Source organism: Pseudomonas sp. GLN_2 (genome assembly GCF_043106005.1).
GTDB classification, from domain to species: domain Bacteria; phylum Pseudomonadota; class Gammaproteobacteria; order Pseudomonadales; family Pseudomonadaceae; genus Aquipseudomonas; species Aquipseudomonas alloputida.
Genome location: NZ_JBICMC010000113.1, coordinates 1 through 23,170, shown reverse-complemented (window position 1 = coordinate 23,170; position 23,170 = coordinate 1). Strand labels below are relative to the sequence as shown.

Sequence of the window (23,170 nt, the reverse complement as noted above, 5' to 3'; positions counted from 1 at the left end):
ATGAGCGACACCCTCAACCGCCTGGCCGAAGTGCTTGAAGAACGCAAGCAAGCGGCGCCCGACAGCTCCTACGTGGCCAGCCTGTACCACAAGGGCCTGAACAAGATCCTTGAAAAGCTCGGCGAAGAGTCGGTCGAAACGATCATTGCTGCCAAGGATGCCCAGATCAGCAAGGATTACAGCGATGTCATCTACGAAACCGCCGACCTGTGGTTTCATAGCCTGGTGATGCTCAGTGCGCTGGGCCAGCATCCGCAAGCCGTGCTGGATGAGCTGGAACGCCGCTTCGGGCTTTCCGGGCATGATGAAAAGGCCGCACGCCAGCCTTCGGCTTGAGCACAACGCATTCTAGGAGAGCACCATGGGTATTTTTGACTGGAAACACTGGATTGTCCTGCTGGTCGTCGTGGTCCTGGTATTCGGCACCAAAAAGCTGAAGAACTTCGGCAGCGACCTGGGCGAGTCGATCAAGGGCTTCCGCAAAGCCATGAACGAAGAAGAGACCAAGCCGACCGAGCAGACTCCGCCGCCTGCCCAACCTGTGCCACCGGTGCAAAACACCGCGCAGCCGCAGCAAGGCCATACCATCGAAGGCCAGGCCCACCCGGTCCAAGAGCCGCAGCGGAAAGACTGACCCATGTTCGGCATCAGTTTCAGCGAGCTCCTGCTCGTCGGCCTGGTCGCCCTGCTGGTGCTCGGTCCCGAGCGCCTGCCGGGTGCCGCGCGCACGGCAGGCCTGTGGATCGGCCGGCTCAAGCGCAGCTTCAACAGCATCAAGATGGAAGTGGAGCGCGAAATTGGCGCCGACGACATCCGCCGCCAGCTGCACAACGAGCACATCCTGCAGATGGAAGAGGAAGCCAAGCGCATCCTCAACCCAATGACGCCACCCGCGAAGCCGCCGGTCACCACGGCCAGCGTGCAGCCACCTGCCGGGCTCGAAGCCAGGCCGGTCGAAGCACCTGCTGCCCCGGCCGCACCGTCTGAACCGCCTCAACCGCCGCGAGCCCCATGAGCGAGAATCCGGAACACGACCAGCCGATGCCGCTGGTTTCGCACCTGACCGAACTGCGCACCCGCCTGCTGCGCTGTGTTGCCGTCATTTTCCTGATCTTTGCCGGGCTGTTCTCCTTCGCCCAGCAGATCTACACACTGGTTTCCGCGCCGCTGCGCGAGCACTTGCCGGCCAACGCAACGATGATCGCCACCGATGTGGCCTCGCCGTTCCTCACGCCGTTCAAGCTGACCATGATCGTCTCGCTGTTCCTGGCCATCCCGTTCATCCTTCAGCAGATCTGGGGTTTTATCGCGCCAGGGCTGTACCGCCATGAAAAGCGCATCGCCATTCCACTGTTGGTGTCGAGCATCTTCCTGTTCTATGCCGGCATGGCCTTCGCCTATTTCCTGGTATTCCCGCTGATCTTCGGTTTCTTCGCCAGCGCCACGCCAGAAGGCGTTTCGATGATGACCGACATCGCAAGCTACCTCGACTTCGTGATGACGCTGTTCTTCGCCTTCGGCGTGGCCTTCGAAATCCCGGTGGCGGTGGTGCTGCTGGTGTGGATCGGCGTGGTCGACGTGAAGTACCTGAAGAAAATACGCCCGTATGTGATCATCGGCTGCTTCGTGGTCGGCATGGTCCTCACCCCACCGGACATCTTCTCCCAGACCCTGCTGGCCGTGCCCATGTGGCTGCTGTTCGAGATCGGCGTGCTGTGCGGCAGCCTGATCCGCAAGCGCAGCGCCCACGACGAAACCGCCGATGACCATAACGACCAGCCACCAGCGACCCAACCGTGAACCTGCTGCTTCTTGAAGAGGCCGACTTCGTCTCGGCCAACCGTGTCGTTCTTGCTGATCGGCGCTTCACCCATATGCAGGAAATCCACCGCGTGGCAGTGGGCGACAACCTGCGCGTGGGCCGTATCAATGGCCTGATGGGCAAGGCCACGGTGCTGCGCCTGGAGAGGCACGAAGCCGAACTTGAAGTGGCCTTCGACCAGCAGCCACCGGCCAAGCTGCCGCTGACCCTGGTGCTGGCGGTGCCTCGGCCAAAAATGCTGCGACGGCTGTTCCAGACCGTGGCCACATTAGGCGTGCCGCGGCTGATCCTGCTGAACAGCTACAAGGTCGAGAAAAGCTTCTGGCAAACACCTTTTCTGCAGCCCGAGAGCATTCGCGAAAACCTGATCCTGGGCCTGGAACAGGCGCGCGACACCGTGTTGCCCGAGGTGATCATTGAAAAACGCTTCAAGCCTTTTGTCGAAGACCGCCTGCCCACCATCGCCGCCGGCACCCTGGGCCTGGTCGGCCATCCCGGCCCCTACCCAGCCTGTCCACGCGCCGTAGAGCAAACCGTTACCCTGGCCATTGGCCCCGAGGGTGGCTGGATCCCCTACGAGATCGACCTGCTGGGCAAGGCAGGCCTGGCGCCGGTACAGCTGGGTGATCGCATCTTGCGGGTGGAGACCGCCGTCACCGCGCTGCTTTCGCGTATTTTCTGACACAAACACCACTTTTCCGCCCATCAAGTTTCCCTCTCCCGGGCCGATGGCCTTGGCAACAATACAATTATTTGTGCTGCCAAGCCGCCGGGAGTCGAACATGTATCAATGGTTAGCCCAATCGCTGGGCGATGTGAGCGTCAATCGCAAACTGGGGCTGGGTTTCGGCCTGGTGCTGCTGTTTACCCTGGCGATTACCCTGACCGGCTGGCACGGCATGGACAGCATCATCGACCGTGGCGACAAGCTGGGAAACATCTCTGTCATCCAGCAATACACCCAGGAATTGCGCATCGCCCGACAGCATTACGATCGCCGCCGCGACGACGCTTCGCTGGCAGAACTGGAAAAAGCCCTGAGCAACCTCGACCGCCAGGTGCAGCGGATGCTTGGCCAGATCGAACAACCCGCCGACCGCCAACGCCTCGAACAGCAACGCGAGGCAGTGCGCACCTACCAGCAGGCATTCAACGAGCTTAAGCAAGCCGACCAACGCCGCGAAGCCAGCCGTGATGTACTGGGTAGCAGCGCCGATAAAGCCGTGGAGTTGATAGGCCGCGTACAGCGTAGCCTGCTGCAAGGCGCAAACATCAACCAGTACCAGTACGCGGTGGACGTCAGCGCCCTGCTGCAACAAGCGCGTTTCCAGGTGCGTGGCTACACCTACAGCGGCAATGCCGATTACCAGCAAACGGCACTGAAGGCCATCGACCAGGCCTTGGCCGAGCTGCGTGCACTGCCGGCCAAAGTGCCAGCCGAACATGCTGCCAGCCTGGATGATGCCGCCACGGCCATGGGCGGCTACCGCGATGCGGTGACTCAGTTCGGCAATGCCCAGCTTTCCAGTGAGCAAGCGCTGCAACGCATGGTTGAACAAGGCACGGTACTGCTGCAGGCCAGCCAGATGATGACCACCTCGCAAACCGAGGTGCGCGATGCCGCTGCCGCGCAGGCTAAAACACTGCTCGCAGTTGCCACCGTGCTGGCACTCGCCCTTGGCCTGCTGGCTGCCTGGGCCATTACCCGGCAGATCATCATCCCTCTGCGCCAAACACTGCGCGCCGCTGAGCGTGTGGCCAGCGGAGACCTGACCCAGAGCCTGCAGGTGCAACGCCGCGACGAACTGGGCCAATTGCAGGCCAGCATGCATCGTATGACCCAAGGTTTGCGTGAACTGATCGGCGGTATTGGCGATGGCGTGACGCAGATCGCCAGCGCTGCCGAGGAACTGTCGGCGGTCACAGAGCAGACCAGCGCCGGGGTCAACAACCAGAAGGTCGAAACCGACCAGGTGGCGACCGCGATGAACCAGATGACTGCCACCGTGCACGAAGTGGCACGCAATGCCGAACAGGCTTCGGAAGCCGCCTTGATGGCCGACCAGCAGGCCCGCGAGGGCGATCGCGTGGTGGGCGAGGCAGTGGCACAGATCGAGCGCCTGGCCAGCGAAGTGATCAACTCCAGCGAAGCGATGAACCTGCTCAAGACCGAGAGCGACAAGATCGGCAGCGTACTCGACGTAATCAAATCGGTGGCCCAGCAAACCAACCTGCTGGCCCTCAACGCAGCAATCGAAGCCGCCCGCGCCGGAGAGGCCGGGCGTGGCTTTGCCGTGGTTGCCGACGAAGTGCGCAGCTTGGCCCAGCGCACACAGCAGTCGACCGAAGAGATCGAAGAGTTGATTGCCGGCCTGCAAAGCGGCACCCAACGGGTGGCTAGCGTGATGGACAACAGCCGCCAACTGACCGACAGCAGCGTCGAACTGACCCGCCGCGCCGGCAACTCGCTGGAAACCATCACCCGCACGGTGTCGTCGATCCAGGCAATGAACCAGCAGATTGCCACGGCGGCCGAGGAGCAGACGGCGGTGGCCGAAGAAATCAACCGCAGCGTGATGAATGTGCGTGATATTTCCGACCAGACCTCGGCGGCGAGTGAGGAGACGGCCAGCTCCAGCGTGGAACTGGCGCGGTTGGGTACCCATTTGCAAGGGTTGGTTGGGCGGTTCCGGCTGTGATCTGAACCAGCGGTCGCCCGGTCGGGCCTCTTCGCGGGTAAACCCGCCAATGGGCCAAGCCGGCTGGCCGATCTCCACCCGCCGTTCACCGTTGCCGCCGCCAACGTGTTCGCGGGTAAACCCGCTCCTACACACACGCACAGACCGTCGTAGGAGCGGGTTTACCCGCGAAGAGGACGGCACAGGACGAAATATATCCTACTGTTCGCGGCGAACTTTCCTACCTGATTATCAGGTCAAGTCCTACAGCTCCGCTGCCGATGGGCAGAGATGTGATGCCGGCCATGCGCCTGCATCCTTTCTCTCACTCGCTCGGAGATTCCCCATGCTTGGCTCCCTCAACCGCAAGCTCGGCAACATCAGTGTCGCCGCCAAGCTGGCCCTCGGCTTCGCCGTGGTCCTGCTGCTCACCCTGGCCACCACCATCAGCGGCTGGCGTGCCCTGGATGGTGCCATCGTGCGCTCACAGCAACTCAGCGAAATAGGCCTGATCAACGACCTGACAAAAGACCTGCGCGCGGAACGCATCACCTACCGCGTGCTCAACGACGATGCCAGCAGAGCACGCATCAGCAATATCCTCGACCAGCTCAACAGCATGCTGACCACCCTGCAACAACGCAGCAACGTCGATGAGTCACGGCAGTTGCTGACAGAGAAAATGGCATTGTTGCAGAGCCTGCGCGACACCTTCAGCGAACTGCAGCGCAGCGTCGCCAGCCGTGTAGCCCTGCGCGAAGCCCTGCAGTCACAGGAGCATGCACTCAGCGAGGCGATTGACCAACTGCAGACCCAGGCCTTGCTGAAAATGCCTGACAACAGTCAGCAAAGTGGTGTGCTGGGCCTGATGGATACCCTCAGCCGGCATGTCGAAGGTGCCAACCAGCAAAGCCTGGTTCCAGCCTACACCTTCGCCCCGGTCGAGGATTTTTCCAAAGTCGGTGATAACGCCCTGGATGCCGCCGACAATAGCCTTGCGCAACTGCTTGAAGGCCTTGCACCGTTGGGCTTGCCACGCGCCATCACTGAGCAGCCCGGTGTCGAGCTGAGCAAGTATCGCACCAGCCTGGATCAGTACCGCCGCGCCGCCGTACGTGTTGAGCAGTTGCAGAACAACATGGAAAACATGGGCAACGAGCTGCGAACGGTGAGCCTCGAACTGGGCAAACGCAAGGTCGAACAACGCGACAGTGAGGCCCTGGCCGCCCGGTCGCTGCTGACCAGTGTGGCGCTGCTGGCCATGGTGGTAGGGGCGCTGGCCGCCTGGCTGATCACCTTGCAGATCACCCAGCCGTTGCGCCAGACACTGGCCGTGGCTGCCCGCATCGCCAAGGGTGACCTGAGCCAGGTCGACACCGTGCAACGCCGCGACGAAATGGGCCAGCTGCAAACCAGTATGCGGGAGATGACCTTGAGCCTGCGCGAGCTGATCGGTGGCATTGATCAGGGTGTCGGCCAGCTGTCACAGGCCGCCACACAGTTGGCGGCCAGTAGCGAAGACACCAAGCTGCGCATCAATCAGCAGCGCGAGGAAACTGACCAGGTGGCGACTGCCATGAACCAGATGAGCGCCACCGTGCAGGAAGTGGCGCAGAACGCCGAGCAAGCCTCGCTGGCCGCGACCAGCGCTGACCAGCAGGCACAGGTGGGTGACCAGGTCGTCGCCGAAGCCATCGGCCGTATCGAACAGCTGGCCGGGCAGATGGACCATTGCCTGGCGGCCATGCAGCACCTGGCAGGCGAGAGCCAGCGGATTGGCAGCATTCTCGATGTGATCAAGTCGGTGTCCGAACAGACCAACCTGTTGGCGCTGAACGCAGCGATCGAAGCGGCACGGGCTGGTGAAGCCGGGCGCGGCTTTGCCGTGGTGGCCGATGAGGTGCGTGGCCTGGCACAGCGCACGTCGACGGCGACCGAAGAGATCGGCCAACTGATAGACAGTCTGCACAACGGTACCGACGAAGTGACCCGCTTGCTGGACAGCAGCAAGAGCCTGACCGAACAGAGCGTGGAGCTGAGCCGCAGGGCCGGGCACGCACTAAGCCAGATCACCGACACGGTGTCGAGCATTCAGGGCATGAACCAGCAGATCGCCACCGCCAGTGAAGAGCAGAGCGTGGTGGCCGAGCAGATCAACCGAAGTGTGATCAATGTACGGGATGTTTCGGATCAGACCAGCGCGGCCAGTGAACAGACAGCAGCCTCGAGTGGAGAACTGGAGCATCTGGGGCAGCAATTGCGGGGGATGGTGGGGCGGTTCAGCCTCTGACTTCGCCTCGCCCTTTTCGCGGGCAAGCCCGCTCACACAGGTACATCACCCCTATCAAGGCAGTGGTGGACATGCAGGAGCGAGCTTGCCCGCGAAGAAGCCAGCGCGGTTACAGCACCTGGCGCAGGAATGCCTGCGCACGCGGGTCTTTCGGCGCAGCGAAGAACGCGGCCGGGGCCGAATCTTCCAGCAGTTTGCCGTGGTCGAAGAACAGCACGCGGTCAGCCACTTCGCGGGCGAAGCCCATTTCATGAGTGACGCAGACCATGGTCATGCCTTCCTGGGCCAGGGTCTTCATCACGTCCAGCACCTCACCGACCATTTCCGGGTCAAGCGCCGAGGTAGGCTCGTCGAACAGCATCACTTTCGGGTCCATCGCCAGGGCCCGGGCAATCGCGACCCGCTGCTGCTGGCCGCCAGAAAGCCGGGACGGGAATTCGTTGGCCTTCTGCGCGATACCGACCTTTTCCAGCAGCGCCCGGGCCTTGGCCTCGCGGTCAGCCTTGTTGCGCTTGCGCACCACCTTCTGCGCCAGGCACAGGTTTTCCAGCACAGTCATGTGCGGGAACAGGTTGAAGTGCTGGAACACCATGCCAACTTCGCGGCGGTAGGCATTGATGTCGGTCTTAGGGTCGGCCAGTTGCAGGCCATCGATGGCCACATGGCCTTGGTCGAAATGCTCCAGGCCGTTTAGGCAGCGCAGGAACGTCGATTTGCCCGACCCCGACGGGCCGAGCACGACCACCACTTCGCCCTTGGCGACCTGAGTGGTGACGTTATCCACAGCCCTTACCACCTGGCCACGGGTGTCGAAGACTTTCAGCAAATCACGGACTTCAATCACTTTGCGCAAGCCTCCGCTCGAGCCGGCTGGCAATGTGCGACAGCGGCAGGTTGATCAGCAGGTACAGGCCTGCCACGCAGAACCAGATCTCGAAGGTAGAGAACGAGGTGGTGATGGCCTCACGGCCACTCTTGGTCAGTTCGGTGATGGCGATCACCGACACCAGCGAGGTGTCCTTGACCAGGCTGATGAACTGGCCGGCCAGGGGCGGAAGCACGCGCTTGAACGCCTGCGGCAAGATCACATGGCGCATCGACTGGCCAGCGTTCAGGCCCAGCGACCGCGCAGCCTCGTTCTGGCCCTTGGCGATCGACTGCACGCCTGCACGGACGATTTCGGCCACGTAAGCACCAGTAAACAATGCCAGCGCCGCTACCCCGGCAAACTCGCGGGACAGGTTGAGCACGGTGCCGATGAAGAAGTAGAAGATGAAGATCTGCACCAGCAGCGGCGTGCCGCGCACCAGCTCGACATACACGGTCGACAGGTCGCGCAGGGTCGGGTTGTTCGACAACCGGCACAATCCGGCGAACAGGCCGATCACCAGGCCCAGCGCCCCGGACACCACCGAGATCCACAAGGTGGTCCACAGGCCCCATGCCAGCGGGCCAGCGGCCCAATGGCGGGTTACCCCAATCTGGTCGCCTTCGGCAACATCGTCGCCGCGACTCAGTTGCAGGCTGTCCTTGGCCACATCGAGCACTTGCTCGGCACCACTTTCGTCCTTCAGCGTGACGCGGGCGTTGTCACCGGAGATGACGATTTCCTGCACAGTGCCGTAGCCGGCAGCGCGTTGTGTTTCCTCGGCCTTGTAGGCGAAGTACTGCGGTACGCGGTTCCAGCGCCACTCGTAGGAAATCATCGAGGTGGCCATGTAAAGGCTGAGCGCCAGGCCTACCAGGACCAGGGCAGTCAACCCATGCCAAGGCCACTGGGCTTTCTTGTGTTTGATCACGTGGGGTACTTCCGTAAATGCGAACGCGCAGGGTTTGCCTGCGCGTCGGGGTCATAAAGCCGGGCTTGTGGCCTGAGCCTTATTCCATTTCCTTCAGCCAGTCCTTGTTCTTGAACCACTTATCGTGAATACGATCGTAGGTCCCGTCGTGCTTGATCTGGTGCAGGAAGTTGTTGATGAAGTTGATGCTGTCGTAGTCGCCTTTCTTCAGGCCGAAGGCCAGCGGCTCGTAGGTGAAGGGTTCTTCGAGGAACAGCAGCTTGCCGGCGCCGGCTTTCTCTACCGCCACCACGTTGTACGGCGCGTCATAGACAAAGGCATCGGCCTTGCCATTGACCACGTCCATCACCGCTTCCTGCTCGTTGTCGTAACCGTGGTACTTGGCTTTGCTGATCAGCTTCTTGGACACCATTTCGCCGGTGGTGCCAAGCTTGGAGGTCAGGCGGTACTTCTCGTTGTTCAGGTCCTTGTACGACTTGATCTCGCCAGCCAGCTCCTTGCGGATCAGCAGGGTCTGGCCAACCACGATGAAGGGTTCGCTGAAGTTCAGGCGCAGGTTGCGCTCCTGGGTCAGGGTCATGCCGCTGCCGATCATGTCGAACTTGTCGGTCAGCAAGGCCGGGATGATGCCGTCATAGGCGGTGGACACTGCCTCGAACTTCACGCCCATGGACTTGGCCATGGCTTTGAGGATATCGACTTCGAAGCCGATGATCTCGCCACGTTTGTTGGTCATCTGGAACGGCATGTAGGTTGGGTCCATGCCCACCCGCAAGGTGCCGCGCTTGACCGCGTCATCGATGGCGCCCGCCTGGGCCGCGGTCACGGCGACCAGGGCGGTCACACCGACCAGCAGTCGCGAAAGGTATTTCTTGATCATCACCAAGTCCCCTAGCAAGAAAAGTAGCGAATCTTATTGTGTTGGCACGGCCGTACTGGCCGAAGCGTCGTATCGGAGAGGGATGCTAACGCATGGCGGCCCGAGGACCTAGAGCCGCGGGGGGACTTTGTTGGCCAAAATGAGGGGGCTAGGCCAAAAAGCTTCGCGGGTGAACCCGCTCCTACAAGGGAATGTGTATCCCTGGCAGGAGCGGGCTCACCCGCGAAGAGGCCCGATCAGGCGCCCCCGTAGGATCAGGTCCATCGGGGCGCCGAACCGCCGCGAACAGGCCTGATCAGGCGCCGACGAGTGCCGGTTGGCCTGCGTTTTCCGGGTGCAACGGCAACAGCGGCGAATGCGGGTCATTGTTGATCGACGCACGCCACACATCGATCCAGGCCGCATTGTGCTCGGCCCACACCTGCTCGTGCAGGCGGCTCAGTGCCACCGGGTCGCTGAGCAGAGCCAGGCGAGTATTGAGGTCCAGGCCTTTTGGCCCGACTTCAATTGCCTTGGCAACGCGCTCGGCACGCAACGCTTCGATCGGTGCCGCCTGGCCATGGCGGGCAGTGGCCATGGCGCAAGCCAGGGCGTTCTGCCGCGGGTCGACCACGGCCCGCACGAAACCATCATGCAAGGCATGCCAGCGGTTTTCGTGGGTGTACTGGTCGGTAGCCAACAGCTCTTGTGGCGTGGCGTATTCCTCTGGGATAAGGAACAGCTTCTCGTCCTTGGCCGCCAGGCCCAGGCGGGTACGGCTGGAAATCACCGATACCGGGATCGACAGCACCAGCGAGCCGACGATAGGCGCCAGCCACCACAGGAAGCTCGGGTTCAACCACGCCACCAGTGCGGCCCAGGCAACGCCCAGCAGCGTTTGCGGGCCATGCCGGCGCACGGCTTCGCCCCACGGCGTGGAGTCGTCGTCACGCTGCGGCGAGTTCCAGGTCGCAGCCCAGCCGAGGAACGCGGCCAGCACGAAGCGGGTGTGGAAGATCATGCGTACCGGTGCCAGCAACATGGAGAACAGCATCTCCATCAGCATCGACAAGGTGACCTTGACGCGTCCACCGTACTCGACGGCGCCCTTGGCCCAGATCAGGATGACGCTAAGCAGCTTGGGCAGGAACAGCAGCACAATGGTGGTGGAGAACAGCGCCACAGCCTTCTCCGGGTGCCACTGCGGCCACAGCGGGTAAAGCTGGTACGGCTCGATGAAATACTGCGGCTCCATCAGCGTGTTGGTCGCCAGCAGCGCGGTCGACAGCACCAGGAACAGGAACCACAGCGGCGCCGACAGGTAAGACATCACCCCGGTGAGGAACACCGCACGGTGAACCGGGTGCATGCCTTTGACCAGGAACAGGCGGAAGTTCATCAGGTTGCCGTGGCACCAGCGGCGGTCGCGCTTGAGCTCGTCGAGCAGGTTTGGCGGCAGTTCTTCGTAGCTGCCAGGCAAGTCGTAGGCAATCCACACACCCCAGCCGGCACGGCGCATCAGCGCAGCTTCGACGAAGTCGTGGGAAAGGATGGCACCGGCGAACGCGCCCTTGCCCGGCAACGGCGCCAGGGCGCAGTGCTCGATGAACGGCTTCATGCGGATGATCGCGTTGTGGCCCCAGTAGTGCGACTCACCCAACTGCCAGAAGTGCAGACCGGCAGTGAACAGTGGGCCGTACACGCGGGTAGCGAACTGCTGCATGCGTGCATACAGGGTGTCCATGCCCGAGGCTTTCGGCCCGGTCTGGATGATGCCGGCGTCCGGGTTGGCCTCCATCAGGCGCACCAGGCTGCTCAGGCACTCACCACTCATGACGCTGTCGGCGTCGAGCACAACCATGTACTTGTACTCGCCACCCCAGCGACGGCAGAAGTCGTCGAGGTTGCCGCTCTTGCGCTTCACACGGCGCCGACGGCGGCGGTAGAAGATGCGGCCAAAGCCTTTGGTTTCGCGGCACACATCCAGCCAGGCCTGTTGCTCGGCCACGGCAATGTCGGTGTCGTTGGTGTCGCTGAGCACAAAGAAGTCGAACCGGTCGAGGTTGCCGCTGGCAGCCACCGACTCGAACGTTGCGCGCAGGCCGGCGAACACCCGCGGCACGTCTTCGTTGCAAATCGGCATCACCAGCGCGGTACGCGCCTCGGGCGCGATCGGCTCGTTGCCTGCGCTGCTACCGGAAATCTTGTATTTGTCGCGCCCGGTGAGCAGCTCGAGGAAGCCCATCAGCGCGGTCCAGAAGCCCGCCGACACCCAGCAGAACAGGATGCCGAAGAGGATCAGGATGGAAGTTTGCAGGGCATACGGCCACACCTGCACCACCGTGTCCCACAGCGGCTGGTTGACGATTTCGTCAAAGTCCACGAACGACCAGCCCTGGTACGGCAGGATGCCTTTCATGTACCAGCCAGCGACGATGGTCTGGCCGATCATCAGCGCCAGCAGGATGTAACGGCGGATCGAGCCAACCGTGCGCCAGCGGGCCGGCGGCAGCTCGCGCTTGGGCGGCTGCGGGGCGTTGGGGCGGCCGGTCATGCGTCGCCACATGCGGATCAGCACATTGGTGCGCCATGGCTCGGGCACGACCTTGGTGCGCTTGATCGGCGGGGCGATCTTCAGACACAGGCGACCGCTGCCGTCGACGCCGAGCATTTCGGCGTCTTCCAGCTCGGCGGCGCTGCCCACGGTCAGGCGCGGGCCCACCGAGGCCTGCACGGCCTCGGCAGAGCTGGCGGCCGGGTTGGCCGCCAAGCGTTGGTGTAGCTCACTGAACGAGGTGCAGCTGGCAAGTTCAGCCCGCTGCTCGTCGCTCAGGGGTAGGTGGGCCAGGTACTCGCCAAGCGATTCCGGCCTTGCGCTTGAGTTACTCATCGGCAGGCAACTGATAGCTCCAGGTCTCGGTCAGCACCTTCTCGGTGGTGGCCGGGGCCCCGTTGGTGGGCGCCGCATCGGCGGCAGGTTGTTCGGCCTTGGCAGATTGCTCAGCCTTGACGGCTTTCTCGGCCTTGGCATGCTTGGCTGCGGCCTTGTCCTGCTTGGCTTCCTGGGCAGGCTTGGCGGGCTCGACCGGTACATCACGCACCAGTGCGGCGCGCATTTCGGTCGACTTGTTGGCTTCCTTGACCTTCAGGCGCAGGGTCAGGCGCCAGCCCTTGGTCTCAGGGTTATAGCGCAGATTGTTCTCGACCACCTCGGCGTTGTCGCCCACGCTGATCTGGCTGCGCACGGCGGTGTCTTCCGGCAGGGCGGCAAGCGCCGGGCCGGCGAAGTCGACCAGGAATGCCACACTGCCATCTGGCTGGCGGATCAGGTTGGACTGCTTGACGTCACCGGTGGAACGCAGGGTCTGCTTGACCGAGCCCAGATCAGGGGCCTGGAACTTCGGCTCGTCGATGGTCCAGTGCAGGCGGTAGGCGTACTCGAACGGCTTACCTGGCTCCGGCAGTTTCTCCGGGCTCCAGAAGGCCACGATATTGTCGTTGGTCTCATCGGCGGTCGGGATTTCGACCAGGTCGACGCTACCCTTGCCCCAGTCACCCTTCGGCTCGATCCAGGCGCTTGGGCGCTTCTGGTAGTTGTCGTCGAGGTCTTCGTAATCGCTGAAAGCGCGCTGACGCTGCATCAGGCCGAAACCACGCGGGTTCTCGACGCTGAAGTTACTTACAGCCAGGTGTTTCGGGTTGTTCAGCGGGCGCCACAGCCACTCGCCGTTGCCGGCATGGATCGACAGGCCTTCGGAGTCATGCAGTGCCGGGCGGTAGTTGAGCACCTTGGACGGCTGGTTGGGGCCGAACAGGTACATGCTGGTCAGCGGAGCAATGCCCAGGCGGCTGACATGGTCACGCAGGAACACGCGGGACTGCACGTCGACCACGGTGTCGTTGCCTGGACGCAGGGTCAGCTTGTAGGCGCCGGTGGAGCGCGGCGAATCCAGCAGCGCGTAGATCACCAGGTGCTTGTCGGCTGGCTTGGGTTTTTCAACCCAGAACTCGGTGAAGCGCGGGAATTCTTCGCCCGACGGCAGGGCGGTGTCGATGGCCAGGCCACGGGCAGACAGGCCGTACACGTGGCCCTTGCCGACTACGCGGAAATAGCTGGCGCCAAGCAGGGTCATGATCTCGTCCTGCTTGTCGGCCTTGTTGATCGGGTACAGCACGCGGAAACCGGCATAACCGAGGTTTTTGGTGGTTTCCGGGTCGTGCGGCACGTCACCGAACTCGAAGCGGTCCGGGTCGTACTTGATTTCCTCGACCTTGGTGGCGGTGACCTCGTTGATTTTCACCGGGGTGTCGAAGTGCATGCCCTGATGATAGAACGACAGCTTGAAAGGGGTCTTGTCCTTGGCCCACTCGGCCTTTTCCTGCAGGAAACGGATTTTCTGGTAGTCCGCGAACTTCATGTCGCGGAACACGGCCGGCAGGTTGCTTTTTGGCGCTTCGTACTTCTGGCCGGCCAGATCCTTTGCCTTGGCAGCAACATCGTCAAGATTGAATGCCCACAGCTGGCCCGCGCTCATCAGGCCGACCAGAGCCACACTGGCCATCAGCGCCTTGCGTAGCCCGACGCTGGGGATTCTTGATGCTTTTTGGGGACTAACAATCACGAGCAACCCTCGCCGAAAACAGATCATGAAACCAACGGCCAGCGACAAATGCCGGGTTGGCGAGCACTGTTCGGACCCCGCGAGGGCGTAATGATTCCCCAAACGGATCCAGACAATGCTCGAGTCAGAGTGAAACGGACCTACGAACGCAGGTCCATGCAGCGCGCGATTATCCAGCAGGTTGCGTGACAACGCATCAGGCTGGAGCAACTATTTATCGTACAAAACCCCTTGTTTTCCTGTGAACAAAGGGTTTTTTGACGTCATATTTGTAACATAAATGTTACGGGGCCATCATTGACCAGGTGCACCTGCATATCCGCGCCGAAACGGCCGCTGGCCACGTCGGCGTGCTGAGCTTTTGCCTGTTGCAAAAGATAGTCGAACAACTCGGCGCCGAGGGCCGGTGGCGCTGCGGTCGAGAAGCTTGGGCGCATGCCGTTGCGGGTGTCAGCCGCCAAGGTGAACTGTGACACCAGTAGCAGGCCACCCCCGACATCCTTGAGCGACAGGTTCATCTTGCCCTGCTCGTCACTGAACACACGGTAGTTCAGCAGCTTGTGCAACAGCTTATCGGCCTGTTCACGGGAATCTTCAGGCTCGACCGCGACCAGCACCAGCAACCCTTGGTCGATGGCGCCGACCACCTCCCCCGCCACTTCAACCCGCGCACCGCGCACGCGCTGCAGCAGGCCCCTCATGCTTCTTCCAGAGGCAGGTCGAGCAGGCGCCGGGCCATCTGGTCGGCGGCACGCACCAAGGCATCGGTGATGCCAGGCTCGGAAGCCGCGTGACCGGCGTCACGGATCACTTTCAACTCACTGTTCGGCCAGGCCTGGTGCAACGCCCAGGCGTTGTCCAAGGGGCAGATCACATCGTAGCGACCATGCACGATCACCGCCGGCAGGTGGGCGATTTTGGGCAGATCGCGGATCAGCTGGTCCGGTTCGAGGAAGGCGTTGTTCATGAAGTAGTGGCATTCGATGCGGGCGATCGACAGCGCCCGCTGCGGTTCGGAAAAGCGGTCGACCACCAGCGGGTTGGGGCGCAGGGTGGCGGTACGGCCTTCCCAGGTGGACCACGCCTTGGCGGCGTGCATCTGGGCGATCTGGTCGTTACCGGTCAGGCGTTTGTGGAAGGCCCTGACCAGATCGCCGCGTTCCTCCGGTGGAATCGGTGCGATGTAGTCCTGCCAGTAGTCGGGGAACAGGCGGCTGGCGCCTTCCTGGTAGAACCACTCGATTTCCTGCGGCCGGCACAGGAAGATGCCGCGCAGGATCAGGCCGTGCACGCGTTCTGGGTGAGCCTGAGCGTAGGCCAGGGCCAGGGTCGAGCCCCAAGAGCCACCGAACAGCACCCACTTGTCTATGCCAAGGTGTTCGCGAATGCGCTCCAGGTCTTCGACCAGGTGCCAGGTGGTGTTGTTCTCCAGGCTCGCATGGGGCGTGGAGCGGCCACAGCCGCGCTGGTCGAAGGTGATGATGCGGTACAGGTTGGGATCAAAGTAGCAGCGGCTCTGGGCGTCGCAGCCAGCGCCAGGGCCTCCGTGGATGAACACCACGGGCAAACCTTCCGGCGAGCCGCTTTCATCGACATAAAGCACATGCGGCGCTTCCACGGCCAGATCGTGCCTGGCGTAGGGTTTGATCTGCGGGTAGAGGGTCTGCATTGCGCACTCCGTGTGAGGATTATTCGGCCGTGGGCCATCATAAACCTGAATTGCGCTTTCAGCACCGTCCTTGCTGACGCGTTCGAACGGCGCGAATGGGCCATTGCGCAGATTTCCGGCAACTGCCTCCTACGGTGCCTGGCGACGCCGTTAGCGTCGCCGCCTCCACTCAACGCTTGTAACGCGTGTCGCCCCACGCCAGCAGCGCTTGCAGAAGCTGCCTCAATACCGCTTGCGTCGGTTGCGCCAAGTCTTCCCGGTAGGCAAACGGCTCGACTTCCTCCATATAGGTGCTTTGCGCCAACTCCAGTTGCACAGCATGGATATGGTTGGCCGGGTCGCCATAATGCCGGGTGATGTGACCGCCTTTGAACCGACCATTAAGCACATGGCTGTAACCTTGCACCTCGGCGCACACACCCTGCAGCCGCTCAGCCAGTGCCGGATCGCAACTGGCGCCGTTGAAAGTACCCAGGTTGAAGTCCGGTAGCTTGCCGTCGAACAGGTGCGGAATCAGCGAACGGATCGAATGGGCATCCCACAGCAGCGCATAACCAAACTGCTCTCGCAAGCGGTCCAGTTCACGACGAATGGTCGCGTGATAAGGGCGCCAGATTTGCTCCAGATAGCGTTTGCGCGCTTCGCCAGACGGCGCCAGCCCATCCTTGAACAGGGGTTCGCCACCGAACAACGTCGCCGGGTACAAGCCCGTGGTGGCGCCGGCGTACAGTGGCTTGTCGTCGTCCGGCCGGTTCAGGTCGATGACGAAGCGTGAATACTCTGCAGCCACCACGCTGGCGCCCATGTCACGGGCAAAGTCGTACAGCTGCGGGATGTGCCAGTCGGTGTCCGGCAAGCTTTGCGCCTGGTCGACCAGGCCGTCGCGCACGGCGTCGGTCAGACGCAAGCCAGCGTGCGGCATGCTGATCAGTAGCGGCAGGCGACCTTGGTGAAAACTCAATACCTTGTCCATCGTGCCTCGCTCAGTTGGAGATTTCGTGGCCCATGCGCACTACGCGCTTGGGCAGGTCGCCACCCAGCCAGTAGGCCAGGTCGGCGGGGCGTTCGATTTGCCAGGCAACGAAGTCGGCCACCTTGCCCACTTGCAGCGAGCCGTGACTGTCACCCAGGCCCAGCGCCGTGGCGGCGTGCACCGTAACGCCTGCCAGGGCCTCTTCCGGTGTCATGCGGAAGCAGGTGCAGCCCATGTTCAGCATCAACCGCAGCGACAAGCCTGGCGAGGTGCCGGGGTTGAGATCGCTGGCCAAGGCAATCTTTACCCCGTGGCGGCGCAATGCATCCATTGGCGGCAGCTGGGTTTCACGCAGGAAGTAGAAAGCACCCGGTAGCAGCACGGCGACCGTGCCGGCGTTTGCCATGGCCACGGCGTCTTCCTCTGTCATGAACTCCAGGTGGTCAGCCGACAGTGCCTGGTAACGCGCGGCCAGGCTTGAGCCGTGCAACGATGACAGCTGTTCGGCATGCAGCTTGACCGGCAGGCCCAGTTCGCGCGCCTTGATGAACAGCCGCTCGACCTGGGCCGGCGAGAACGCGAGGTGTTCGCAGAAGGCATCCACCGCATCCACCAGGCCTTCGCCGGCCAAGGCCGGCAACATCTCGTCACAGATGTGCGCGATGTAGTCGTCGGCCCGACCCGCGTACTCCGGGGGCAAAGCGTGCGCCGCCAGGCACGTGGCACGCACCGTCAGCGGCAGCTCGTCGGCCAGGCGCCGGGCCACTCGCAACATCTTGCGCTCATTGGCCAAGTCCAGGCCGTAGCCGGACTTGACCTCGAGGGTGGTCACGCCATCGCGCATCAGTGCCTGAACGCGCTGGCGAGCACTGGCGAACAGCTCGTCTTCGCTTGCCGCCCGGGTAGCCCGCACGGTACTCGCGATACCCCCGCCCTGCGCGGCGATTTCGGCATAGCTCACGCCCTGCAGGCGCTGCTCGAACTCGCCGCTGCGGTTGCCACCGAACACCGCATGGGTGTGGCAGTCGATCAGCCCGGGGGTGACCCAGGCACCCCCCAGGTCAACCGTGCGGTCAGCTTCGACCGGTGCCAGTTCGGCGCGTGGGCCTATCCACTCGATCAGCCCGGCGCTGGTGACGATCGCCGCGTCCTCGATGGCCGAGTAACGGCCATCGGCCATGGTTGCAACATGGCAATGCTGCCAGAGGGTTCTCATGCACAATCTCCTTTGCTAGCGGTGCAACTCGGCCGGCTCCGCTACCGGCTGGCCCTGCCCTGCGCGCGGCTTGCACCACAGCAGGTAGGACGCCACCAGGAACACCACCCAGATCACGCCGACGATCAATGCCGCCTGGGTGTCCGGGAAGTAACCGAGCACGCCAAAGATGAACACCATGAACGCAATGGCCATGGCCGGGCCGTATGGCCAGAACGGTACCGGGAACTTGAGCTGGGCCACTTCCTCGCGGCTCATGCTGCGGCGCATGGCTACCTGGGTGAGCAGGATCATCAGCCACACCCACACCGTGGCGAAGGTGGCGATCGAGGCAATCAGCAGGAACACATTTTCCGGGATCAGGTAGTTGAGCAATACGCCGATCAGCAGCGCAGCCCCCATCACCACGACGGTCATCCACGGTACGCCATGTTTCGACAACTTGCTGAAGCCGCGCGGGGCGTGGCCTTGCTGGGCCAGGCCATACATCATGCGGCCAGCGCCAAAGATGTCGCTGTTGATGGCAGAGATGGCAGCGGAAATCACCACGACGTTCAGCACGGCAGCGGCAGAGCCAATGCCCAGGTTGCTGAAGATCTGCACGAACGGGCTGCCCTGGCTACCGATCTGCGGCCATGGGTACAGGCACATCAGCACGAACAGGGTGAGCACGTAGAACAGGAGGATACGCAGTGGCACCGCGTTGATCGCTTTGGGAATGACGCGCTGCGGGTCTTTTGCCTCACCGGCGGTGACGCCGATGATCTCGATACCGCCGAAGGCGAACATCACCACGGCAAACGACGCAATCAAGCCCCCCACGCCGTTAGGCATGAAGCCGCCGTGGTCGAACAGGTTGCTCATGCCTACGGCATGCCCGGTACCCACCTGGCTGAAACCGAAGGCCATGATGCCGAGGCCGGCCAGGATCATCGCCACGATGGCGCCGACCTTGAGCAGCGACAGCCAGAATTCCATTTCGCCGAATACCTTGACGTTGCACAGGTTGAGGCCGCCGATCAGGAAAACGATGCCCAGCACCCAGATCCAGCGGGCTACCTCCGGGAACCAGAAGCCCATGTAGATACCGAACGCGGTGACGTCGGCGATGGCGACGATGACCATCTCGAAAGCGTAGGTCCAGCCAAGGATGAAACCGGCCATGGGGCCGAGGTAGGTCGTGGCGTAGTGGCCGAAGGAGCCGGCCACCGGGTTGTGCACGGCCATTTCGCCAAGGGCGCGCATGACCATGAACACGGCGGCGCCGCCGATCAGGTAGGCCAGCAGCACGGCCGGGCCTGCCATCTGGATGGCCGAGGCAGAACCGTAGAACAGGCCGGTGCCGATGGCGGAACCGAGGGCCATGAAACGGATGTGGCGGGCACTTAGCCCGCGCTTGAGACCTTGAGCTTGTTGCATGTCACGTCCTTGAATTGTTTTTGTGGTCGTGAGATTGAGCGGCTGCTGCGCAGCCCCTTCGCGGGCAAGCCCGCTCCTACATGGATAGCGTTTGCAGATCGGAATGTAGGAGCGGGCTTGACCGCGAAGGGCCGCCAAGCGGCCCCAAGGGGCATTACAGGCTTGGCAGCACACCCGCCGGCAGCAAGCCGGTCAGACTACCCTTGGCCAACAGGTCCACGGCCTTTTCGATATCCGGCGCGAAGAAACGGTCACGGTCGTAATGCGGCACCTCGCTGCGCAGCGCCTGGCGCGCCTGCTCCAGCTTGGCCGAAGTCTTCAGGCCTTTGCGCAGGTCCAGGCCCTGGCACGCGCCCAGCCATTCGATGGCCAGCACGCCACGGGTGTTTTCGGCCATTTCCCACAGGCGCTTGCCGGCAGCCGGGGCCATCGACACGTGGTCTTCCTGGTTGGCCGAAGTGGGCAGGCTGTCGACGCTGTGCGGGTGCGACAGCGCTTTGTTCTCGCTTGCCAGGGCGGCAGCGGTGACCTGAGCGATCATGAAGCCAGAGTTGACCCCACCGTTTTCCACCAGGAACGGCGGCAATTGGGACATGTGCTTGTCCATCATCAGCGAGATGCGGCGCTCGCTGAGCGAACCGATTTCGGCGATGGCCAGGGCCAGGTTGTCGGCGGCCATGGCCACCGGTTCGGCGTGGAAGTTGCCGCCGGAGATCACATCACCTTCGGCAGCGAACACCAGCGGGTTGTCCGACACGGCGTTGGCTTCGATGCCCAGTACCTCGGCGGCCTGGCGCAGCTGGGTCAGGCAGGCACCCATGACCTGCGGCTGGCAGCGCAGCGAGTACGGGTCCTGGACCTTGTCGCAGTTCTTGTGCGACAGCGACACTTCGCTGGAGTCGCCCAGCAGGTCACGGAAGCAGGCAGCGGTGTCGATCTGGCCGCGCTGGCCACGCACTTCGTGGATACGCGCATCGAACGGCGAACGCGAGCCCAGCGCAGCTTCGACGCTCAGGCCACCGCAGGCGATGGCCGCGGCATACAGGTCTTCGCCCTGGAACAGGCCACGCAAGGCATAGGCGGTGGAGGCCTGGGTACCGTTGAGCAGGGCCAGGCCCTCTTTGGCGGCCAGGGTCAGCGGCTCGAGGCCGGCAATCGCCAAGGCCTCGGTGGCCGGCAGCCACTGGCCCTTGTAGCGTGCCTTGCCTTCACCCAGCAGCACCAGCGACATATGCGCAAGCGGCGCAAGGTCACCGGATGCGCCGACCGAGCCTTTCAGCGGGATGTGCGGGTAGACTTCGGCGTTGACCAGGGCAATCAGCGCGTCGATGACTTTGCGGCGGATGCCGGAGAAGCCACGGCTGAGGCTGTTGATCTTCAGCACCATGATCAACCGCACCAGGTCGTCATCCAGCGGCGCGCCGATACCGGCGGCGTGGGACAGCACCAGCGAACGCTGCAGGTTCTCCAGGTCATGGCTGGCGATGCGGGTCGAGGCCAGCAGGCCGAAACCCGTGTTGATGCCGTAGGCAGTACGGTCTTCGGCAATGATCTGCTCGACACAGGCGACGCTGGCGTCGATGGCCGGCGCGGCACTGGCATCCAGTTGCAGGCGCACGGGCGCGGCATGGATCGCGCGCAGCTGGGCCAGGGTCAGGGTGCCAGGCTTGAGGGTGAGTTCGGTCACGTTACTACTCCAAATCGCGTGGAGCCGCAGGCCCGCTTGTGGGTGCCTGCGCGCTCCTTCTTGTTGTTCAGTATCACCCCTTGCAGGGTGCGATCCAAAGCGTGGTGATCAGCCGGTGATCATCGGCAGGTCCAGGCCCTGCTCCTTGGCGCAGTCGATGGCGATGTCATAACCGGCATCGGCGTGACGCATGACGCCAGTCCCTGGGTCGTTGGTCAGTACCCGGGCGATGCGCTCGGCGGCCTCATCGGTACCGTCGCAGACGATGACCATGCCCGAGTGCTGCGAGAAGCCCATGCCCACGCCACCGCCGTGGTGCAGCGATACCCAGGTGGCGCCGCCTGCGGTGTTCAGCAGGGCGTTGAGCAGCGGCCAGTCGGAAACAGCGTCCGAACCATCACGCATGGCCTCGGTTTCGCGGTTCGGGCTGGATACCGAGCCGGAGTCGAGGTGGTCACGGCCGATCACCACCGGTGCCGACAGCTCGCCGCTGCGGACCATTTCGTTGAAAGCCAGGCCCAGCTTGGCGCGAAGGCCCAGCCCTACCCAGCAGATACGTGCCGGCAGGCCCTGGAAGCTGATGCGCTCGCGGGCCATGTCCAGCCAGCGGTGCAGGTGGGCGTCGTCAGGGATCAGTTCCTTGACCTTGGCGTCGGTCTTGTAGATGTCCTCGGCTTCACCGGACAGCGCCGCCCAGCGGAACGGGCCGACTCCGCGGCAGAACAGTGGGCGGATGTAGGCCGGGACGAAGCCTGGGAAGTCGAAGGCATTGGCCACGCCCTCTTCCTTGGCCATCTGGCGGATGTTGTTGCCGTAGTCGAAGGTCGGGATGCCCTGCTTCTGGAAGTCCAGCATGGCCTGCACGTGCACGGCCATCGACTGCTTGGCAGCCTTGACCACTGCAGCCGGTTCGGTCTGCGCACGGTCGCGGTACTGCTCCCAGGTCCAGCCGGCAGGCAGGTAGCCGTTCAGTGGGTCGTGGGCGCTGGTCTGGTCGGTGACCATGTCCGGGCGCACGCCACGTTTGACCAGCTCTGGGAGGATTTCGGCGGCGTTGCCGTGCAGGGCGATGGAGATGGCCTTGCCTTCGGCGGTGTACTTGGCGATGCGTGCCAGGGCGTCGTCGAGGTCAGTGGCCTGCTCGTCGACGTAGCGGGTTTCCAGGCGGAAGTCGATACGGCTCTGCTGGCATTCGATGTTCAGCGAGCAAGCCCCGGCCAGGGTCGCGGCCAGTGGCTGGGCGCCGCCCATGCCGCCCAGGCCAGCGGTGAGTACCCACTTGCCTTTGAGGCTGCCGCCGTAGTGCTGGCGACCGGCTTCGACGAAGGTTTCATAGGTGCCCTGGACGATGCCCTGGCTGCCGATGTAGATCCAGCTGCCGGCGGTCATCTGGCCGTACATGGCCAGGCCTTTGGCGTCCAGTTCGTTGAAGTGTTCCCAGTTGGCCCAGTGTGGCACCAGGTTGGAGTTGGCGATCAGCACGCGCGGTGCGTTGCTGTGGGTCTTGAACACACCGACCGGCTTGCCCGACTGCACCAGCAGGGTTTCGTCGTCTTCCAGGCGGGTCAGGGTTTCGACGATCTTGTCGTAGCAGGCCCAGTTGCGCGCGGCGCGGCCGATACCGCCGTATACCACCAGCTCTTTCGGGTTTTCCGCGACCTGCGGATCGAGGTTGTTCATCAGCATGCGCAGTGGCGCTTCGGTCAGCCAGCTTTTGGCGGTCAGCTTGTTGCCACGTGGGGCACGGATTTCAACGTCACGGTATTTGTTGTTGTCGGTCACGGGAAAGGTCCTCTGCGGTCGTCCGCGGGCGGGTATGTCGTGGTCAATATACAAACACACCTTTACTTGTATGTACAAGCACGGACAACCAAAATATTCGGACCTGTTGTTCCTGCTTTGATTTTTTTTTGGGGGGGGTGAAGCGAGCGTCGGTCCGGCTTGAGTTTTGCGGCGGCGCATAAATCGAGCGCCGCCCGCGCGGCGTATCGCGACGCAAGGCCGCTCCCACATTTGTTTCGGGCCAATTACTCCTGTGGGATTCGCGCGCGAGCCCCTTGGCGCATGACTCAATATCGCGTCGTACAAACAAGGCGGTCGCGTGCGCATGGCACAGGAGGGACTGGCCCGAAACAA

The 23,170-nt window shown here is 62.9% G+C and carries 19 protein-coding genes and 3 pseudogenes; 9 read left to right on the top strand and 13 right to left on the bottom strand.

The annotated features are described in order from the left end of the window. The 9 genes and pseudogenes from ACF8Q6_RS26635 to ACF8Q6_RS26595 all read left to right on the top strand — a co-directional run bounded on the left by ACF8Q6_RS26635 (nt 1) and on the right by ACF8Q6_RS26595 (nt 6,790). On the top strand, nt 1-336 hold the full coding sequence (locus tag ACF8Q6_RS26635) for a phosphoribosyl-ATP diphosphatase (protein ID WP_003249283.1): 336 nt from the start codon (nt 1-3) through the stop codon (nt 334-336). Between the two features lie 25 nt (nt 337-361). Further along, the gene (locus tag ACF8Q6_RS26630) at nt 362-634 is read left to right on the top strand and encodes a twin-arginine translocase TatA/TatE family subunit (protein ID WP_014860359.1); all 273 of its coding nucleotides are present in this window, start codon (nt 362-364) and stop codon (nt 632-634) included. Nucleotides 635-637: 3 nt separating this feature from the next. Then, nucleotides 638-1,015, top strand: coding sequence for a Sec-independent protein translocase protein TatB (gene tatB / locus ACF8Q6_RS26625; RefSeq protein ID WP_003249280.1), 378 nt, complete (start codon nt 638-640; stop codon nt 1,013-1,015). After that, entirely contained in the window at nt 1,012-1,800 is a 789-nt protein-coding gene (tatC, locus tag ACF8Q6_RS26620; protein WP_392494311.1) for a twin-arginine translocase subunit TatC, read from the top strand. The genes tatB and tatC overlap by 4 nt, the downstream gene beginning before the upstream one ends. After that, nucleotides 1,797-2,504 carry a 16S rRNA (uracil(1498)-N(3))-methyltransferase gene (locus ACF8Q6_RS26615; RefSeq protein ID WP_088512557.1) on the top strand — a complete coding sequence of 236 codons (708 nt, stop codon included), beginning with the start codon at nt 1,797-1,799 and terminating at the stop codon, nt 2,502-2,504. Before tatC ends, ACF8Q6_RS26615 begins: the two co-directional genes overlap by 4 nt. 46 nt (nt 2,505-2,550) lie before the next feature. After that, nucleotides 2,551-3,666, top strand: a pseudogene (locus ACF8Q6_RS26610) (methyl-accepting chemotaxis protein); the annotation flags it as partial. Then, complete coding sequence (locus tag ACF8Q6_RS26605) at nt 3,649-4,521, top strand: methyl-accepting chemotaxis protein (protein WP_392494319.1); 873 nt, start codon at nt 3,649-3,651, stop codon at nt 4,519-4,521. The pseudogene ACF8Q6_RS26610 and the gene ACF8Q6_RS26605, both read left to right, overlap by 18 nt. After that, nucleotides 4,403-5,935, top strand: a pseudogene (locus ACF8Q6_RS26600) (methyl-accepting chemotaxis protein); the annotation flags it as partial. The gene ACF8Q6_RS26605 and the pseudogene ACF8Q6_RS26600, both read left to right, overlap by 119 nt. After that, a complete protein-coding gene (locus tag ACF8Q6_RS26595) occupies nt 5,918-6,790 on the top strand; it encodes a methyl-accepting chemotaxis protein (RefSeq protein ID WP_370626949.1) in 873 nt (290 codons plus the stop codon). The pseudogene ACF8Q6_RS26600 and the gene ACF8Q6_RS26595, both read left to right, overlap by 18 nt. 109 nt (nt 6,791-6,899) lie before the next feature. Here ACF8Q6_RS26595 and ACF8Q6_RS26590 read toward each other — a convergent pair whose 3' ends face one another. The 13 genes and pseudogenes from ACF8Q6_RS26590 to ACF8Q6_RS26530 all read right to left on the bottom strand — a co-directional run. Then, entirely contained in the window at nt 6,900-7,634 is a 735-nt protein-coding gene (locus ACF8Q6_RS26590) for an amino acid ABC transporter ATP-binding protein (RefSeq protein WP_003249271.1), read from the bottom strand. Next, on the bottom strand, nt 7,627-8,589 hold the full coding sequence (locus ACF8Q6_RS26585) for an amino acid ABC transporter permease (RefSeq protein ID WP_003249268.1): 963 nt from the start codon (nt 8,587-8,589) through the stop codon (nt 7,627-7,629). The genes ACF8Q6_RS26590 and ACF8Q6_RS26585 overlap by 8 nt, the downstream gene beginning before the upstream one ends. A gap of 79 nt (nt 8,590-8,668) precedes the next feature. After that, a complete protein-coding gene (locus ACF8Q6_RS26580) occupies nt 8,669-9,466 on the bottom strand; it encodes a transporter substrate-binding domain-containing protein (protein WP_029380729.1) in 798 nt (265 codons plus the stop codon). Between the two features lie 298 nt (nt 9,467-9,764). Further along, nucleotides 9,765-12,338, bottom strand: a complete 2,574-nt coding sequence (mdoH, locus tag ACF8Q6_RS26575; protein WP_012053925.1) for a glucans biosynthesis glucosyltransferase MdoH — start codon at nt 12,336-12,338, stop codon at nt 9,765-9,767. Continuing rightward, the gene (locus ACF8Q6_RS26570) at nt 12,331-14,070 is read right to left on the bottom strand and encodes a glucan biosynthesis protein G (RefSeq protein WP_392494050.1); all 1,740 of its coding nucleotides are present in this window, start codon (nt 14,068-14,070) and stop codon (nt 12,331-12,333) included. Before ACF8Q6_RS26570 ends, mdoH begins: the two co-directional genes overlap by 8 nt. Nucleotides 14,071-14,333: 263 nt before the next feature. After that, the gene (gene dtd, locus ACF8Q6_RS26565; RefSeq protein WP_012053926.1) at nt 14,334-14,771 is read right to left on the bottom strand and encodes a D-aminoacyl-tRNA deacylase; all 438 of its coding nucleotides are present in this window, start codon (nt 14,769-14,771) and stop codon (nt 14,334-14,336) included. Continuing rightward, complete coding sequence (pip, locus tag ACF8Q6_RS26560) at nt 14,768-15,739, bottom strand: prolyl aminopeptidase (RefSeq protein ID WP_003249260.1); 972 nt, start codon at nt 15,737-15,739, stop codon at nt 14,768-14,770. The genes dtd and pip overlap by 4 nt, the downstream gene beginning before the upstream one ends. A 169-nt stretch (nt 15,740-15,908) precedes the next feature. After that, the gene (gene hutG / locus ACF8Q6_RS26555) at nt 15,909-16,712 is read right to left on the bottom strand and encodes an N-formylglutamate deformylase (protein ID WP_392494049.1); all 804 of its coding nucleotides are present in this window, start codon (nt 16,710-16,712) and stop codon (nt 15,909-15,911) included. A 10-nt stretch (nt 16,713-16,722) separates the two neighbouring features. Then, nucleotides 16,723-17,928 carry an imidazolonepropionase gene (gene hutI, locus ACF8Q6_RS26550; RefSeq protein WP_012053928.1) on the bottom strand — a complete coding sequence of 402 codons (1,206 nt, stop codon included), beginning with the start codon at nt 17,926-17,928 and terminating at the stop codon, nt 16,723-16,725. 15 nt (nt 17,929-17,943) lie between these two features. After that, the gene (locus ACF8Q6_RS26545) at nt 17,944-19,347 is read right to left on the bottom strand and encodes an amino acid permease (protein WP_003249253.1); all 1,404 of its coding nucleotides are present in this window, start codon (nt 19,345-19,347) and stop codon (nt 17,944-17,946) included. Between the two features lie 154 nt (nt 19,348-19,501). Beyond that, on the bottom strand, nt 19,502-21,034 hold the full coding sequence (gene hutH / locus ACF8Q6_RS26540; protein ID WP_003249248.1) for a histidine ammonia-lyase: 1,533 nt from the start codon (nt 21,032-21,034) through the stop codon (nt 19,502-19,504). Between the two features lie 108 nt (nt 21,035-21,142). Then, nucleotides 21,143-22,816 carry a urocanate hydratase gene (gene hutU, locus ACF8Q6_RS26535; RefSeq protein WP_004577162.1) on the bottom strand — a complete coding sequence of 558 codons (1,674 nt, stop codon included), beginning with the start codon at nt 22,814-22,816 and terminating at the stop codon, nt 21,143-21,145. A gap of 43 nt (nt 22,817-22,859) precedes the next feature. Next, nucleotides 22,860-23,170: pseudogene (locus tag ACF8Q6_RS26530) on the bottom strand (hypothetical protein); the annotation flags it as partial.

Coding starts and splice junctions, on each gene's coding strand:
- ACF8Q6_RS26635 (WP_003249283.1), top strand. CDS start 1: ATGAGCGACACCCTCAACCGCCTGGCCGAAGTGCTTGAAGAACGCAAG.
- ACF8Q6_RS26630 (WP_014860359.1), top strand. CDS start 362: ATGGGTATTTTTGACTGGAAACACTGGATTGTCCTGCTGGTCGTCGTG.
- tatB (WP_003249280.1), top strand. CDS start 638: ATGTTCGGCATCAGTTTCAGCGAGCTCCTGCTCGTCGGCCTGGTCGCC.
- tatC (WP_392494311.1), top strand. CDS start 1,012: ATGAGCGAGAATCCGGAACACGACCAGCCGATGCCGCTGGTTTCGCAC.
- ACF8Q6_RS26605 (WP_392494319.1), top strand. CDS start 3,649: ATGCATCGTATGACCCAAGGTTTGCGTGAACTGATCGGCGGTATTGGC.
- ACF8Q6_RS26595 (WP_370626949.1), top strand. CDS start 5,918: ATGCGGGAGATGACCTTGAGCCTGCGCGAGCTGATCGGTGGCATTGAT.
- mdoH (WP_012053925.1), bottom strand. CDS start 12,338: ATGAGTAACTCAAGCGCAAGGCCGGAATCGCTTGGCGAGTACCTGGCC.
- dtd (WP_012053926.1), bottom strand. CDS start 14,771: ATGAGGGGCCTGCTGCAGCGCGTGCGCGGTGCGCGGGTTGAAGTGGCG.
- pip (WP_003249260.1), bottom strand. CDS start 15,739: ATGCAGACCCTCTACCCGCAGATCAAACCCTACGCCAGGCACGATCTG.
- hutG (WP_392494049.1), bottom strand. CDS start 16,712: ATGGACAAGGTATTGAGTTTTCACCAAGGTCGCCTGCCGCTACTGATC.
- hutI (WP_012053928.1), bottom strand. CDS start 17,928: ATGAGAACCCTCTGGCAGCATTGCCATGTTGCAACCATGGCCGATGGC.
- ACF8Q6_RS26545 (WP_003249253.1), bottom strand. CDS start 19,347: ATGCAACAAGCTCAAGGTCTCAAGCGCGGGCTAAGTGCCCGCCACATC.